The organism is Pseudomonas sp. IT-232MI5, assembly GCF_949767845.1.
GTDB lineage: Bacteria > Pseudomonadota > Gammaproteobacteria > Pseudomonadales > Pseudomonadaceae > Aquipseudomonas.
Genome location: NZ_CATKQE010000024.1, coordinates 1 through 1,849 on the forward strand (window position 1 = coordinate 1; position 1,849 = coordinate 1,849).

Consider the following 1,849-nt stretch of genomic DNA (forward strand, 5'->3'; position numbering starts at 1 on the left):
TGGCCTCGCTTCAGCAAATTGGGTATGTGACAGCTGGTGTTTTGTGAGTCTTTCGAACTTTCGGTTCGTTTCGTCTTCACACACCGCAATCTGGTCTCTTCGACGCAAATTGCTTGGGTGTTATATGGTCAAGCCTCACGGGCAATTAGTATTGGTTAGCTCAACGCCTCACAGCGCTTACACACCCAACCTATCAACGTCGTAGTCTTCGACGGCCCTTCAGGGAACTCAAGGTTCCAGTGAGATCTCATCTTGAGGCAAGTTTCCCGCTTAGATGCTTTCAGCGGTTATCTTTCCCGAACATAGCTACCCGGCAATGCCACTGGCGTGACAACCGGAACACCAGAGGTTCGTCCACTCCGGTCCTCTCGTACTAGGAGCAGCCCCTCTCAAATCTCAAACGTCCACGGCAGATAGGGACCGAACTGTCTCACGACGTTCTAAACCCAGCTCGCGTACCACTTTAAATGGCGAACAGCCATACCCTTGGGACCGGCTTCAGCCCCAGGATGTGATGAGCCGACATCGAGGTGCCAAACACCGCCGTCGATATGAACTCTTGGGCGGTATCAGCCTGTTATCCCCGGAGTACCTTTTATCCGTTGAGCGATGGCCCTTCCATACAGAACCACCGGATCACTAAGACCTACTTTCGTACCTGCTCGACGTGTCTGTCTCGCAGTCAAGCGCGCTTTTGCCTTTATACTCTACGACCGATTTCCGACCGGTCTGAGCGCACCTTCGTACTCCTCCGTTACTCTTTAGGAGGAGACCGCCCCAGTCAAACTACCCACCATACACTGTCCTCGATCCGGATAACGGACCTGAGTTAGAACCTCAAAGTTGCCAGGGTGGTATTTCAAGGATGGCTCCACGCGAACTGGCGTCCACGCTTCAAAGCCTCCCACCTATCCTACACAAGCAAATTCAAAGTCCAGTGCAAAGCTATAGTAAAGGTTCACGGGGTCTTTCCGTCTAGCCGCGGATACACTGCATCTTCACAGCGATTTCAATTTCACTGAGTCTCGGGTGGAGACAGCGCCGCCATCGTTACGCCATTCGTGCAGGTCGGAACTTACCCGACAAGGAATTTCGCTACCTTAGGACCGTTATAGTTACGGCCGCCGTTTACCGGGGCTTCGATCAAGAGCTTCGCGTTAGCTAACCCCATCAATTAACCTTCCGGCACCGGGCAGGCGTCACACCCTATACGTCCACTTTCGTGTTTGCAGAGTGCTGTGTTTTTAATAAACAGTCGCAGCGGCCTGGTATCTTCGACCGGCATGAGCTTACGGAGCAAGTCCTTCACCCTCACCGGCGCACCTTCTCCCGAAGTTACGGTGCCATTTTGCCTAGTTCCTTCACCCGAGTTCTCTCAAGCGCCTTGGTATTCTCTACCCAACCACCTGTGTCGGTTTGGGGTACGGTTCCTGGTTACCTGAAGCTTAGAAGCTTTTCTTGGAAGCATGGCATCAACCACTTCGTGTTCTAAAAGAACACTCGTCATCAGCTCTCGGCCTTAAGATCCCGGATTTACCTAAGATCTCAGCCTACCACCTTAAACTTGGACAACCAACGCCAAGCTGGCCTAGCCTTCTCCGTCCCTCCATCGCAATAACCAGAAGTACAGGAATATTAACCTGTTTTCCATCGACTACGCTTTTCAGCCTCGCCTTAGGGACCGACTAACCCTGCGTCGATTAACGTTGCGCAGGAAACCTTGGTCTTTCGGCGTGGGTGTTTTTCACACCCATTGTCGTTACTCATGTCAGCATTCGCACTTCTGATACCTCCAGCAAGCTTCTCAACTCACCTTCACAGGCTTACAGAACGCTCCTCTACCGCATCA

The 1,849-nt window shown here is 52.2% G+C and carries 1 rRNA gene; it reads right to left on the minus strand.

Features of this window, described 5'->3' with window-relative positions:
• Window positions 1-124: 124 nt before the first annotated feature.
• Window positions 125-1,849, minus strand: a 23S ribosomal RNA gene (locus tag ACM6JQ_RS15970); the annotation flags it as partial.